Raw genomic sequence first — 12679 nt, 5'->3', positions numbered from 1 at the left:
CCCGGTGATCGAGCACCACCACGCCGACGTCTCCGGCGGCTGGCTGCGGGCCGCGACCTTCGGCGCGATGGACGGCCTGGTGACCAACATCGCGCTGATCGCCGGGGTCGGCGGTGCCCAGGTGAGCCGGCACGCGCTGATCCTCACCGGGGTGGCCGGTCTGGTCGCCGGCGCGATCTCGATGGGCATCGGGGAGTACACGAGCGTCCGCACCCAGAACGAGCAGATCGCCGCCGAGCTCGGCAAGGAGCTGCACGAGCTGCGGGTCAACCCGGACGGCGAGGCCGACGAGCTGGTCGCGATGTGGGTGGCCCGCGGTCTGCCGGCCGGCCTGGCCCGGCAGGTCGCCGACGTGCTCAAGCGGAACCCGGACCAGGCGTTGCGGGTGCATGCCCAGGAGGAGCTGGGCGTGGTGCCGGACGAGCTGCCCAGCCCGTGGACGGCGGCCGGCTCGTCGTTCGTCTGTTTCTCGGTGGGCGCGGTGATCCCGCTCCTCACGCTGCTGATGGGGTACGACAACCTGTGGGCCGCCCTGGCCGTCGGCGGGCTCGGCCTGTTCGCGGCGGGCGCGGTGGTGTCCCGGCTGACCCTGCGGGCCTGGTGGCTCGGCGGCCTGCGGCAGCTCGTGCTGGGCGCGGTGGCGGCCGGACTGACGTACCTCATCGGGTCGTTGATCGGGGTCTAGCGGGCACCGCTAGTCGAAGAGCGCGCCCAGGGTGCCGTCCACCGGGCGGCCCCGGGCGGCCAGCTCCTCGGCCTGGTATTTGAGGATCGCCCCGAGCTCCTGCATGTCGGCGGCGGCCACCCCGGTGCGCCGCACCGCGTCCGCGGCGTTGCGGAACCAGGTGTGGGTGAGGAAGCCGGCGACCAGCGCGGCGTTCACCCGGGCCTGGGCGATCAGCACCAACGCGGCGTCGGTGTCGTACCACTGGGTGAGCCGGACCGCCCGCTGCCGTGCCCCGTTCGCGATCGCCCAGTTGTGCCGGGCCAGCTGGGCGTACTCCGCCGGGCGGGCCTCGGCAAGCAGGTTCTGGTGCGCCTCGCGCAGCTCCCGGAAACACCCGCGCGGGTCGTGCAGCGGCATCGTGGTCAGGTACCGGTCGGCCAGCAGCGGCCAGCGCGGGGTCAGCTGCCGGGCCTGGGCGATCGCCTCGTCGGCGGCGAGCACCGCCAGGTCGACCGGCACGCCGTCGACCTTGCGCAGCGCCGGCCGCGGCCCGGTCCGCGGGCGATAGGTCACCACGATCAGGTTGACGTCGCTGGTCTCGGTGTCGTCCGCGTGGGCCACCGAGCCGCGCACGCCGATCGCCAGCACCTCGGCCGGCCAACGACGTTGGATCGCGTCGCAGAGCCGGAGGGCGAGCGAACCGCGGGGCGAGGTGGTGTCGATCTCGTCGAGCACCACCCCATTCTGGTCGTTCAGGCGCCCGGGCGACCCGGAAAGATCAGGGTCAGCGGGGTGACCTGGGCGAACTTGCGCCACCGGGTGGCACGGATCGCCGAGGCGGTCAAAGCGGACAGCGCGGTGGTGCGCTGGGTGTTCTCGGTCACCGGCAGTACCGGGCGCCAGGCCTGGGCGACCCCGTCCTCGATCTGGACGGCCAGTTTCAGCGCGGCGGCCCGGTCGGTGACCGGGAACGGCAGCTGATAGCCCGCCGGGGTCGGCGCGGCGCCGGCCTGCAACCCGGCCAGCTGCTCGACCAGGTCGTCGCGGCGCACCCGGTGCTCCTGCTCGGCGGCCCGGGCCTGGTCCTGCTCGGCGCCGGGCGGCAGGTGCACGCCGATCACCCCGTACGCCCAGATCGCCGCCTGCTCGGCGGCGAGCGCGGCGGCCAGTTCATCTTTCACGTTCGAGAAACTAGCGCAGAGCCTCGGCGTGGGTGGCTCGCGCGGCGGCGATCGAGCCGATCAGCGCCGCCCGGCCGGCCGGGGCGCTCTGGCACGCGGCGACCGCGGTCTTCTGCGCGGCGAGTTCCGCCCTGCGCAGGCCGGCCACGGTGCCGTCGACGATGGACGCGCCCGGGGCGGCGCCGGGCGCGGTGACCCCGATCACCCGGGCCAGCTCGGCGGCGTGCGCCCGGTGCGCCTGGGCGATCGGGGTGAGCGTGGCGCTCAGCGACTGCTGGGCCAGGATCACCCGGTCGTACGTCGCGGCCAGGGTGACCGCCTCGTCCAGCACCGGCTGCAGCGGGTCCGGCCCCTTCGGCGGCTCGGGGTCGTCACCGAACAGACCGCAACCGCTGAGCGTGACCGTCCCGGCCAGAACGCCGCCCGCGGCGAGCACCCGCCGCCGGGTGGGATCCGCATCACCTATCCGCACCGGATCAGTCAACACCATCGCCTTCGCGGGTGAAGTCCCGGGCCGCTGACCTGCGGTTCACGTGTTTCCGGTGCGGCGCTGCGCCGCCCGCGCGCCGGGCGCGTTAGGCTCTGCGTCAGCCGCGGGGCCACCGACTGCCCGGCGGCATATAGTCGTTGCAGCGTAAATTCGCGCTGATGCAGCGTGAACGCGAGTGAGAGGTCGAGCCCGATGACGCAGCGTGGTCGCGCCGGGGCCCGGCCCGGCGGCCGCCCGAGCAGCCGCTCGGATTCCCGGAGTGCCCCCGCCCTGCCGCGCGTCGACCTGACCGCGGCTCGCGCCCGGCTGCGCGAGGTGGTCGAGCCGGTGGTCGCCAAGGCGGGCTACGACCTGGAGGACCTGACCGTGTCCCGGGCCGGGCGCCGGTTCGTGGTCCGGGTGCTGATCGACGCCGACGGCGGGATCGGCCTGGACGATGTGGCGGTCGTCTCCCGGGAGATCTCCGAGGCCCTGGATGCCGCGGATGAGCGGGGCGGCGAGGTCCTGGCGGGGGAGTATCAACTGGAGGTCGGCTCGCCCGGGGTGGACCGGCCGCTGACCGAGCCCCGGCACTGGCGGCGCAACGCCGGCCGGCTGGTCGCCGTCAACGGGCTGACCGGCCGGGTGCTGAGCACCGACGACGACGGCGTGACCCTCGACGTGGACGGCGCCGAGCGCAGGGTGGCCTGGGCCGACCTGGGTGCGGGCAAGGTCCAGATCGAGTTCAAGCGCCTGGACGAGGCCGAGTTCGGCGACGAGGACGACGCCGACGACGAAGATGAAGACGAAGGGGAGGGCGAGGAGTGAACATCGACCTCGCGGCGCTGCGCGCCCTGGAGCGCGAGCGGGAGATCCCGTTCGAGACGATCCTCGCGGCGATCGAGACCGCGCTGCTGACCGCGTACCGGCACACCGAGGGCGCGGAGAGCCACGCCCGGGTGGAGATCGACCGCAGGTCCGGCGTCGCCTCGGTGCTGGCGCAGGAGACCGACGCGGACGGCACGGTGGTCCGGGAGTGGGACGACACCCCGCACGACTTCGGCCGGATCGCCGCGATGACCGCCAAGCAGGTGATCCTGCAGCGGCTCCGGGAGGCCACCGACGAGCAGCACTTCGGTGAGTACGCGGGGCGCGACGGCGACCTGGTCACCGGCGTGGTGCAGGCCGACGCGGCGCGTGCCGAGAAGGGCATCGTGATCGTCGATCTGGGCAAGCTGGAGGCGGTGCTGCCGCAGTCCGAGCAGGTCCCCGGCGAGTCCTACGAGCACGGATCCCGGATCCGCTGCATCGTGGTGCACGTGGCCAAGGGCTTCCGCGGCCCGCAGATCACCCTGTCCCGCTCGCACCCCGCCCTGGTGAAGAAGTTGTTCGCCCTCGAGGTGCCGGAGATCGCGGACGGGACCGTGGAGATCGCCGCGATCGCGCGTGAGTCCGGTCACCGTACGAAGATCGCGGTCCGGTCCACCGTCCAGGGTGTGAACGCCAAGGGCGCCTGCATCGGTCCGATGGGCCAGCGGGTCCGCGCGGTGATGAGCGAGCTGCACGGTGAGAAGATCGACATCATCGACTGGTCCGACGACCCGGCGCAGTTCGTCGGGAACGCGCTGTCGCCGGCCAAGGCGCTGCGCGTCGAGGTGGTCGACGCGGCCACCCGGACGGCCAGGGTGACCGTGCCCGATTTCCAGTTGTCCCTGGCGATCGGCCGGGAGGGACAGAACGCTCGGCTCGCCGCCCGGCTCACCGGGTGGCGCATCGACATCCGTCCGGACAACGAACCCGCCACAGTCGCGGACCGTGATGCGGCCGAGGCGGGGAACTGACCGGATACGCGGTCGCCGCGATCGAGGGGTAGACTTGTCCTCGGTCGGCCCGACGCGAACCTGCGTCGGTTGCCGTAAACGCGCGCCGGCCGCTTCATTGCTGCGGTTCGTCGCGGTCGGATCCGGGGAAGACCTCCGGCTTCTGCCCGATCCAAGCCGCCGACTGCCGGGCCGGGGAGCGCACCTGCATCCCGATCCGGCCTGCTTCGAGCAGGCGGAGCGACGTCGAGCCTTCGGGCGGGCGTTGCGACTCACCGGTGTTGCTGATGCCGGATTGCTTGCCGAGCACATCCGCACGGTCTCCGTGCCGTGCGGAACCACCGATGACGAGGCGTTCTCGCCCCGTCACGACCCAGCAAGGTAGGACGACCCAGATGAGCACTCGATGAAGTCCCTGAAATGACCAGGCTTCTAGTGCACGAGTGAGGTCGTTGCGGGTACTGCTCGCACGACCTCGAGATGAGGAGTGCAGTGCCAGGCAAGGCCCGCGTTCACGAGCTCGCCAAAGAGCTCGGGGTCGACAGCAAGACCGTTCTCGCCACCCTGAAGGACATGGGCGAGTTCGTTAAGTCCGCATCGAGCACCGTCGAGGCCCCGGTGGCCCGGCGGCTCCGTGGCGCCCTCGAGGCGGGCGGCGCGCTCCCGGCGGCTCCGGCCGCCCCGGCCGCGTCCACCCCCGCCCCGTCCGGTGGCGCCCCCAGCCCGTCCGCGTCGCCGCGTCCCGGCCCGCCGGCGGTCCGTCCGCAGCCTCCGCGCCGTCCCGGGCCCACGCCCGGCCCCGGCTCGTCGGCTGCCCCGACTTCACCGGCCCCGTCGCCCGGGCAGTTCGCCCGGCCGAAGCCGGTGCCCGGCCGTCCCGGGCCCACGCCCGGTCCGGTCAGCAAGCCGGCCAGCGCGCACGACATCGAGGTGGCGGCCGCTGAGGCACGCGCCCAGGCGCTGAAGGCCGAGCAGGAGGCCGCCGTCAAGGCGGCGCAGGCCGCTCAGGCGGCACGCAGCCGGGATGCCGAGCGCCGCGAGACCGAGCGTCGCAACAACCCGCAGGCTCCGGCGGCTCCGGCCGAGGGTGGCCCGCGTGGTCCGCGTCCCGGCCCCGGCGGCATGGCTCCGCGTCCGGGTTCCCCGGCCGCCGGCCGTGCCGGTGGCAACCAGGGTGCTCCCGGCGGTCCCCGTCCGGGTCCGGCCGGTGGCGCTCCGCGCCCGCCGGCGCGTGGTCCCGGTAACAACCCGTTCGGCGTCTCCGGCAACACGGGCGGTCCCCGTCCGTCGCCGGCCTCGATGCCGCGTCCCAACCAGCCCGGCATGCCGCCGCGGCCGAGCCCGGCGTCGATGCCGCCGCGGCCCAGCCCCGCGTCCATGCCGTCGCAGCGTCCCGCCGGTCCCGGCGGCGGCCGTGGCGGTCCGGGTGGCGGCGCCGGTCGTCCCGGTGGTCCGGGTGCCGGTCGTGGCGGTCCCGGTGGCGGTGGCGGCGGTTTCCGTCCCGGTGGCGGCGGCGGTGGCGGTGGCTTCCGCGGCGGTCCCGGTGGCGGCGGCGGTGGCGGTTTCCGTCCCGGTGGTGGCGGCGGCGCCGGTGGCGGTTTCCGTCCCGGTGGCGGTGGCCCCGGTGGCGGTGGCGGCGGCCCGGTCGGCGCGGGTGCTCCGGGTCGTCCCGGTGGCGCCGGTGGCCGTGGTCGTGGCGGTGGCGCGGCGGGTGCCTTCGGGCGTCCCGGCGGCCGGCCGACGCGTGGCCGGAAGTCGAAGAAGCAGCGGCGTCAGGAGTTCGACAACCTGTCGGCTCCGCAGATGAGCTCGGGTGCTCCGCGCGGTCAGGGTCAGGAGATCCGGCTGTCGCGTGGCGCCTCGCTGTCCGACTTCGCCGACAAGATCAACGCGAACCCGGGCTCGCTCGTCCAGGAGATGTTCAACCTGGGCGAGATGGTCACGGCGACGCAGTCGGTCTCCGACGACACGCTGCTGCTGCTCGGTGAGCACCTCGGCTTCGACGTCAAGATCGTCAGCCCCGAGGACGAGGACCGTGAGCTGCTCGCGCAGTTCAACATCAACCTCGACGCCGAGGTGGCGGAGGACCGTCTGGTCACCCGTCCCCCGGTGGTGACGGTGATGGGTCACGTCGACCACGGTAAGACGAAGCTGCTCGACGCGATCCGCAAGACCAACGTGGTCGCCGGCGAGGCGGGTGGCATCACCCAGCACATCGGCGCCTACCAGGTCGTCGTCCCCCACCAGGGGGAGGAGCGGGCGATCACCTTCATCGACACCCCGGGTCACGAGGCGTTCACCGCCATGCGTGCCCGTGGTGCCCAGGTCACCGACATCGTCATCCTCGTGGTGGCGGCGGACGACGGCGTGATGCCGCAGACGGTCGAGGCGCTCAACCACGCCAAGGCCGCCGAGGTGCCGATCGTGGTCGCGGTGAACAAGGTCGACAAGCCGGACGCCAACCCGGACAAGGTCCGGCAGCAGCTGACCGACTACGGCCTGCTCGCCGAGGAGTACGGCGGCGACACGATGTTCGTCAACGTCGCGGCCAAGCCCGGCATCGGCATCGACGACCTGCTCGAGGCGATCCTGCTGACCGCCGACGCGTCGCTGGAGCTGACCGCTCCGATCGACGGGCCGGCGCAGGGTGTCGCGGTCGAGGCGCACCTGGACAAGGGCCGCGGCGCCGTCGCGACCGTCCTGGTGCAGAAGGGCACGCTGCGGGCCGGCGACTCGATCGTGGCGGGTGGCGCGCACGGCCGCGTCCGCGCCATGCTCGACGAGAACGGTCAGCAGGTCGCCGAGGCCGGTCCGGCCCGTCCGGTGCTGGTCCTGGGTCTGACGTCGGTGCCCAGCGCCGGCGACACGTTCCTGGCCGCCGAGGACGACCGCACGGTCCGGCAGATCGCCGAGCAGCGGCAGGCTCGCCGCCGCGCGGCCGCCTTCGCCAACTCCGGCGCCAAGGCCACGCTCGAGACGCTCATGGCTCAGCTCAAGGAGGGCGAGAAGACCTCGCTCACGCTGGTCATCAAGGGCGACAGCTCGGGCTCGGTCGAGGCTCTCGAGGACGCGCTGTTCAAGATCGAGATTCCGGACGAGATTCAGCTCAAGGTCATCCACCGCGGCGTCGGTGCGATCACCGAGAGCGACGTCAACCTGGCGTCGGCCTCGTCGGAGCAGACCGCGACGATCATCGGCTTCAATGTCCGGGCCTCCAACAAGGTCAAGGAGATGGCCGACCGCGCCGGCGTGGAGATCCGCTACTACAGCGTGATCTACCAGGCCATCGAGGAGATCGAGGCGGCGCTCAAGGGCCTGCTCAAACCGGAGTACGAAGAGGTCGAGCTGGGCACGGCGGAGATCCGCGAGGTCTTCCGTTCGTCCAAGATCGGTCTGATCGCCGGCTGTCTGGTCCGGTCCGGGCTCCTCCGCCGCAACGCCAAGGCGCGTATCCTGCGCGACGGCACCGTGGTGGGCGAGAACGTCACGATCAGCTCGCTCAAGCGGTTCAAGGACGACGCGACCGAGGTCCGCGAGGGCTTCGAGTGTGGTCTGACCCTGCAGGGCTTCGGCACGCCGCAGATCGGCGACGTGATCGAGACCTACGAGATGCGGGAGAAGCCGCGGGCCTGATCCCCGGCTGAGGTTTCCCCGACGGTCCCGGTGCGCTGCGCACCGGGACCGTCGCTTTGCCGGTACGCCGAGGGCCGCCCCTTGTCCTCCGGCGCCACCCGGGCTGGGAGAATCGGGGCATGTCCCGTTACGCCATGCTGCTCGCCCCGTCCGCCAACCGCGTCTACGCCGACCAGGCGTCCCGCATGTCCCAGGCGGAGCTGGCCGCGTTCACCCCGGTGCTGTCCAGTGCGCCGGCGGAGATCGGGGTGACCGGCATCGGCGGGGTGGAGTACGTGACGTTCACCGCCGAGCTGACCCCGCGGGACGTCGCCCACCTGTCCAACCTCTCCTCGGCGTACGCGCTGTTCGAGCTGGTCGGCGACGACCTGCTGCGGCCGGTCACGCTGACCCCGCTGGCCCGGTACGACAGCGACCTGATCACCATCCCGAAATACGCCGGGAAGACCAACGAGCAGTTCACCAAGCTGGTGCTGAACCTCACGCTGCTCGCCTCCGCCTCCGCGACCAAGATGCTGGACGGGCACCTCACCGTGCTGGACCCGCTGTGCGGCCGCGGCACCACGCTCAACCAGGCGCTGATGTACGGATACGACGCGATCGGCGTGGAGATCGACGGCAAGGACGTCGAGGCGTACAAGCTGTTCCTGCAGACCTGGCTCAAGCGCAAGCGGCTCAAGCACACCGCCGACCTGGTGCCGATGCGCCGGCAGGGCCGCCGGGCCGCGCGCCGGCTGGAGGTCACGATGGCGGCCAGCAGGGACGACCACAAGGCCGGCGCGGTGCAGAAACTGACCGTGCTGCACGCCGACACCACCGCGCTGGACGGGCTGATCCGGGGCAACGTGGCCGACGTGCTGGTGGCCGACCTGCCCTACGGGGTGGCGCACGGGTCGTACGACGACGCCGGCGGCATCTCCCGCCGCCCGCTGGACCTGCTGGAGCGCGCCGTGCCGGAGTGGCTGCCGCTGCTGCGTGCCGGTGGCGCGGTCGGCCTGTCCTGGAACACCAAGGTGGCCAAGCGGGAGCTCGCCGAGGACATCCTGACCGCCGCCGGGCTGGAGATCGTCGAGCACGCTGATCTGGCGCACCGGGTCGATCAGGGCATCGAGCGCGACGTGCTGATCGCCCGCCGGCGCTGACCGGGGAAAAGGGGCTGACCAGCAGCGCGATGGGGCGTAGCCTGGCTCGCTGATGTATACCGAGACCGCAGTCTTCGACATGCTCCTGCCCGGTGACGCGCAATCGCTGAAGCAGAAGCGCAGCTACGTCCGCCCGATCATCGCGATGCTCAAGAAATTCGAGGTCAGCGTCGCCGAGGTGGGCTTCCACGACCTGCACGGCCGGGCCCAGATCGGGGTGGCCGTGGTCGCCCCCGACCCGGCGCAGGCGCGCGCCGTCATCGACACCTGCGAGCACCAGGTGGCCGGCCGGCCGGAGATCGAGCTCCTATCGGTCAAACGTCGCCTCTACGGTGACGACGACTGAAAACCGCATGGTGGGCGGGCGGCCCCACCTGGGTACGCTTCAGCAGTTGGGCGGGGGCAACGGTGACCCGCGGTGTTACACAGTCGGAGGTGGGCGAGATGTCGGATCCGGCCAAGACGCGGCGGCACGCGGAGCGTGTTCGTGAGCTGGTGGCCTCACTGGTGCGGGAGATCAAGGATCCCCGTCTCGGCATGGTGACGGTCACGGACGCCCGGATCACCGGTGACCTCCGGGAGGCGACCGTTTTCTACACCGTGCTCGGCGACGTCACCGAGCAGGCCGCCACGGCGGCCGCGCTGGAGAGTGCCAAGGGCATGCTGCGCAGCCGGGTCGGGCATGCGCTGGGGCTGCGGCACTCGCCGAGCCTGGCGTTCAAGCTCGACAACGTGCAGGACAACGTGAAGGAGATCGACGACCTGCTGGCCGCGGCCCGGCACCGCGACGAGGAGGTGCAGCGGCTGGCGGCCGGCAAGAAGTATGCCGGCGACCCCGACCCGTACAAGGCCGACGAGCCGGCCGAGGACGACGAGGACGAGACCGAGCGGGTGGGTGCCCGCGAGGACCTCGGGTGACGCTGCCGTCAGGGCCCGCCGCCGAGCAGTGGGAGGCCGCGGTCGCCGCGGTCCGTGCGCTCGGCGGCGACGCGGCGATCCAGTTGATCTGCCACGTGAGCCCGGACGGGGACGCGCTCGGCAGCATGCTCGGGTTCGCGCTGGCGCTGCGCCGGCTCGGGCACACCCGGGTCCGGGCCACCTTCCCGGGCGAGTTCCGGGTGCCCACGCCGTACACCCGGTTGCCGGGCATCGAGATGCTGGTGCCGGAGCCGGAGGCCTACCATGACCCGGAGCTCTTCCTGGTCTTCGACGTGGCCGCCGAGTCGCGGCTGGGCGGCCTGGCCGCCCGGGTCGCGGCGGCGCCGGTCAGCGTGGTCCTCGACCACCACGCGTCGAACCCGGGATTCGGCACGATCCGCCTGATCGACCCGTGCGCGGCGGCCACCTCGGTGCTCGCCGAGGAGCTGGTCACCCGGCTCGGGGTGCCGCTGGACGCGGAGATCGCCGAGTGCTTCTACGTGGCGCTGGCCACCGACACCGGGTCGTTCAGGTTCGAGGCGACCACGGTGGCGGTGCACGAGCTGGCCGCCCGGCTGATCGCGACCGGCCTGCGCCCCGGCGAGATCTCCCGGCGGATCTTCGACACCCGGCCGTTCGGTGCCGTGAAACTGGCCGGTGAGGTGCTCGGACGGGCGGTGCTGGAACCGTCCGCGGCCGGCGGGCGGGGGCTCGTCTGGACCTACGCCACGCTGGCCGACCTGGACCGGCACGAACAACCGCCATACGTGCTCGACACGTTGATCGACCCGGTCCGGTCGGTGGCCGAGGCCGACGTGACGCTGCTGGTGAAACAGGTGGCGGAGAATGAGTGGGCGGTGTCGCTGCGCAGCAAGGGCGCGGTCGACGTGAGCCGTCTGGCGATCTCCCAGGGTGGCGGCGGTCACCGCCTGGCCGCCGGTTTCACCGGTTATGGGGGGCCTGGTGACGTGGTGGACACCGTGCGTCGGCTACTTGACGAATTTCTGGATTGACGCTGTTCGTCCAGCTCATAGGGGGTCACCCGAAGGGGTGGCCCCTTTCTTTTCGTCTCGGATCCCGGGATCCCGCCGTGGTGTGGCTGACTGAACGTTAGTTTGAGTGCTGAACGGTGATTTGGTTTTGCGCGGCTGACACCTCCGCCTCCCGCGAGACCGCGAGCCGCCCGTGGCCACCGCCCCGGGTCGCGTCACCCCGCCAGGAGTCCGGCGACCCCGGACCGGCCCATGTGACGCCCCGCTCGACCGCTTCCGGGCGCACGTCGTGCGCCCCCACCACGCCGTGGAAGGAAACACTCCGATGGCTGCCAAGCCCAAGCCCCAGCCCTCCGAAGACGCCCGTGAGCAGGCCCGCAGGGCCCTGCAGACCTCGCTCGACACGCGCCAGTAGGGGTTCGTCGGGCCACTAGGGGTAAGGTTCAATACCCTGTTGTAGGCCTTACCGCCGGGCGGGCATCATGGGTAACCATGAGCCCGCCTGCCCAGCACCGCACCGGTTCCCGCCAGATCGCCAGCCTCGCCCTGCCGGCGCTCGTGGTGCTGGCCGCCGAACCGCTGTACGTGCTGGTCGACACGGCCGTCGTCGGCCACCTGGGACGCGCGCCGCTCAGCGCCGTCGCCGTCGGCGGCACCGTGATGTCGGTCGCCGTCTGGTTCGGCACCCTGATGGCGTACGGGACGACCGGCCGCGCCGCCCGCCGCTTCGGCGCCGGCGACCGCCCCGCCGCCGTCGCCGAAGGGGTCCAGGCCTCCTGGATGGCCCTCGGCTTCGGCCTCGTGCTCAGCATCCTCGGGGTGACCCTGGCCGGGCCGGTCACCCACGCCCTGGCCGGCAATCCGGCCACCGCCGACGCTGCGGCCGGCTGGCTGCGGATCGCCGCCCTCGGCGTTCCCGGGCTGCTGCTCGCCGCCGCCGGCAACGGATGGATGCGCGGCGTCCAGGACACCCGACGGCCACTGATCATCGTGCTCGGGGCGAACGTGCTCTCCGCCGTCCTCTGTCCACTGCTGGTGTTCCCGCTCGGCCTCGGCCTGACCGGATCGGCGATCGCCAACGTCACCGCGCAGTCGGTCGGGGGTGGACTGTTCCTGCTCGCCCTGATCCGCGAGACCCGGCACCTGCGGCCCATCCCGGCGGTGATCATCAAGCAGGTGGTGCTCGGGCGGGACCTGCTCATCCGCGGAGCCGCCTTCCAGGCCTGCTTCCTGTCCGCGACCGCGGTCGCCTCCCGATTCGGGGTCGCCGCGGTCGGGGCGCACCAGATCGCGTTGCAACTCTGGTTCTTCGCCGCCCTCGCCCTGGACGCGGTCGCCATCGCCGCGCAGTCACTGGTCGGGGCGGCACTCGGCGCCGGCGACGCGGACCAGGCCCGGGACATCGCGCGGCGGGTCACCATCGCCGGAGGCATCGCGGCCGTCGGGTTCGCCGTCCTGGCGGGCGCCGGATCGTCGGTGATCCCCGGATGGTTCACCCGGGACCCGTCGGTGCTCTCCCAGGCCGCAATCGTGTGGCCCTGGTTCGTGGCGCTGCTGCCGTTCGCCGGCATCGTGTACGCGTTGGACGGCGTGCTGATCGGCGCCGGGGATGTGGCCTACCTGCGGCTGACGACGATGCTGGCGGCGCTGCTGGGCTTCCTGCCGATGATCTGGCTGGCGTATGCGTTCGACCTCGGGCTCGGGGGAGTGTGGGCGGGGCTCGGGCTGTTCATCGTGGCCCGGCTGATCGCCACGGTTTCGCGGTGGCGGTCGTCGCGCTGGGCGGTCATCGGCGCGACCCGCTGATCTGCGGCGGCGCGCATCCGGTGGCGCCCCGATGTGGTCGCTCGCCGGGCG

General features: G+C 72.5%; 13 protein-coding genes. 10 read left to right on the top strand and 3 right to left on the bottom strand.

Annotated elements, in window-relative coordinates:
* The first annotated feature begins 67 nt into the window (after positions 1 to 67).
* Positions 68 to 685 carry a VIT1/CCC1 transporter family protein gene (locus ACSP50_RS35555; RefSeq protein WP_231957075.1) on the top strand — a complete coding sequence of 206 codons (618 nt, stop codon included), beginning with the start codon at positions 68 to 70 and terminating at the stop codon, positions 683 to 685.
* Between the two features lie 9 nt (positions 686 to 694).
* On the opposite strand, the gene ACSP50_RS35550 is transcribed toward ACSP50_RS35555, so the two are convergent.
* From ACSP50_RS35550 to ACSP50_RS35540, 3 genes are read right to left on the bottom strand one after another with little or no spacing between them, the layout of a single operon-like run.
* On the bottom strand, positions 695 to 1405 hold the full coding sequence (locus ACSP50_RS35550) for a nucleotidyltransferase domain-containing protein (protein ID WP_014694166.1): 711 nt from the start codon (positions 1403 to 1405) through the stop codon (positions 695 to 697).
* 14 nt (positions 1406 to 1419) lie between these two features.
* A complete protein-coding gene (locus ACSP50_RS35545; RefSeq protein WP_014694165.1) occupies positions 1420 to 1848 on the bottom strand; it encodes a ferritin-like domain-containing protein in 429 nt (142 codons plus the stop codon).
* 10 nt (positions 1849 to 1858) lie between these two features.
* Positions 1859 to 2338, bottom strand: a complete 480-nt coding sequence (locus ACSP50_RS35540; protein WP_014694164.1) for a hypothetical protein — start codon at positions 2336 to 2338, stop codon at positions 1859 to 1861.
* A 192-nt stretch (positions 2339 to 2530) separates the two neighbouring features.
* Here ACSP50_RS35540 and rimP point away from each other — a divergent pair, with 192 nt between their 5' ends.
* From rimP to ACSP50_RS35495, 9 genes are all read left to right on the top strand, one after another.
* Entirely contained in the window at positions 2531 to 3145 is a 615-nt protein-coding gene (gene rimP / locus ACSP50_RS35535) for a ribosome maturation factor RimP (protein ID WP_014694163.1), read from the top strand.
* Positions 3142 to 4158, top strand: a complete 1017-nt coding sequence (gene nusA / locus ACSP50_RS35530; RefSeq protein WP_014694162.1) for a transcription termination factor NusA — start codon at positions 3142 to 3144, stop codon at positions 4156 to 4158. Before rimP ends, nusA begins: the two co-directional genes overlap by 4 nt.
* The gene (locus tag ACSP50_RS35525; protein ID WP_080128128.1) at positions 4136 to 4522 is read left to right on the top strand and encodes a YlxR family protein; all 387 of its coding nucleotides are present in this window, start codon (positions 4136 to 4138) and stop codon (positions 4520 to 4522) included. Before nusA ends, ACSP50_RS35525 begins: the two co-directional genes overlap by 23 nt.
* Before the next feature lie 107 nt (positions 4523 to 4629).
* Positions 4630 to 7770: a translation initiation factor IF-2 gene (gene infB / locus ACSP50_RS35520; protein ID WP_080128127.1), complete on the top strand. Its 3141-nt coding sequence runs from the start codon at positions 4630 to 4632 to the stop codon at positions 7768 to 7770.
* A 119-nt stretch (positions 7771 to 7889) separates the two neighbouring features.
* Entirely contained in the window at positions 7890 to 8912 is a 1023-nt protein-coding gene (locus tag ACSP50_RS35515) for a TRM11 family methyltransferase (protein ID WP_014694158.1), read from the top strand.
* Between the two features lie 52 nt (positions 8913 to 8964).
* Positions 8965 to 9258, top strand: a complete 294-nt coding sequence (locus ACSP50_RS35510; RefSeq protein WP_014694157.1) for a DUF503 domain-containing protein — start codon at positions 8965 to 8967, stop codon at positions 9256 to 9258.
* 98 nt (positions 9259 to 9356) lie between these two features.
* Positions 9357 to 9830, top strand: coding sequence for a 30S ribosome-binding factor RbfA (rbfA, locus tag ACSP50_RS35505; protein ID WP_014694156.1), 474 nt, complete (start codon positions 9357 to 9359; stop codon positions 9828 to 9830).
* Positions 9827 to 10843: a bifunctional oligoribonuclease/PAP phosphatase NrnA gene (locus tag ACSP50_RS35500; protein WP_014694155.1), complete on the top strand. Its 1017-nt coding sequence runs from the start codon at positions 9827 to 9829 to the stop codon at positions 10841 to 10843. Before rbfA ends, ACSP50_RS35500 begins: the two co-directional genes overlap by 4 nt.
* Positions 10844 to 11314: 471 nt before the next feature.
* Positions 11315 to 12628, top strand: coding sequence for an MATE family efflux transporter (locus tag ACSP50_RS35495; RefSeq protein ID WP_014694154.1), 1314 nt, complete (start codon positions 11315 to 11317; stop codon positions 12626 to 12628).
* Positions 12629 to 12679 lie beyond the last annotated feature (51 nt).

It is taken from the genome of Actinoplanes sp. SE50/110, from assembly GCF_900119315.1.
Classification (GTDB): domain Bacteria; phylum Actinomycetota; class Actinomycetes; order Mycobacteriales; family Micromonosporaceae; genus Actinoplanes.
Note: the sequence above shows the minus strand (reverse complement) of the source record. Positions and strands in the feature narration are given on the sequence as shown.

Coding starts and splice junctions, on each gene's coding strand:
- rbfA (WP_014694156.1), top strand. CDS start 9,357: ATGTCGGATCCGGCCAAGACGCGGCGGCACGCGGAGCGTGTTCGTGAG.
- ACSP50_RS35495 (WP_014694154.1), top strand. CDS start 11,315: ATGAGCCCGCCTGCCCAGCACCGCACCGGTTCCCGCCAGATCGCCAGC.
- ACSP50_RS35525 (WP_080128128.1), top strand. CDS start 4,136: ATGCGGCCGAGGCGGGGAACTGACCGGATACGCGGTCGCCGCGATCGA.
- ACSP50_RS35510 (WP_014694157.1), top strand. CDS start 8,965: ATGTATACCGAGACCGCAGTCTTCGACATGCTCCTGCCCGGTGACGCG.
- ACSP50_RS35515 (WP_014694158.1), top strand. CDS start 7,890: ATGTCCCGTTACGCCATGCTGCTCGCCCCGTCCGCCAACCGCGTCTAC.
- rimP (WP_014694163.1), top strand. CDS start 2,531: ATGACGCAGCGTGGTCGCGCCGGGGCCCGGCCCGGCGGCCGCCCGAGC.
- ACSP50_RS35555 (WP_231957075.1), top strand. CDS start 68: ATGGACGGCCTGGTGACCAACATCGCGCTGATCGCCGGGGTCGGCGGT.
- ACSP50_RS35540 (WP_014694164.1), bottom strand. CDS start 2,338: ATGGTGTTGACTGATCCGGTGCGGATAGGTGATGCGGATCCCACCCGG.